Here is a 509-nt window from a genome sequence, read left to right as displayed (position 1 = left end):
TAGGTCTTCTTCCAGGTGCGTGTGGCGTCCTCCTTGTCGGAGTGGGCCAGCACCAGCACGCCGTCGACGTCCACGATCACCTGCCCGTCGGCGTGCGGCGCATCGGGCCCGGCCAACTGCCAGATACGGTCGCGGACGTCGGCCCGTGCGGCGCGGATGGCGGCCAGTGCCCGAGAGCCCGCTGCGGCGAGCGCGTCGACCAGGCGGGAGACGGTCGGGTCGGAGGCCACCGGCCCGAAGAGGGCCGGTTCGGCCCTCAGCATCGCGACATCGGCCAGGCAGTCCCCACCCAGGGCGGTCGCGAGCGCAAGGTCCAGCAGGATCTTGCCCGGGTCGTGCACCGCCCGCGGCCTGCACCACGGCGCGAGCGCCGCCGACAACGCAGCATCCACGCCGCTCTTGCGGACCGTCTCCACCAGCAGTATCGCCCCGGCCTGCGAGACCACCGCACGGCCGTTGCCCTCGACTCGGACAGGCGGGTACGACCCGCTACGCTTCTTCACCCGGGG

The 509-nt window shown here is 72.9% G+C and carries 1 protein-coding gene; it reads right to left on the bottom strand.

The features are described from left to right. The coding region (locus tag RKE29_RS30370; protein ID WP_312008911.1) for a transposase at positions 1-503 on the bottom strand (503 nt) is incomplete at its 3' end. Positions 504-509: the final 6 nt, after the last annotated feature.

Origin of the sequence: Streptomyces sp. B1866, assembly GCF_031932565.1 — a bacterium.
Lineage (GTDB): Bacteria > Actinomycetota > Actinomycetes > Streptomycetales > Streptomycetaceae > Streptomyces.
This window is presented reverse-complemented; position numbering and strand designations above follow the sequence as displayed.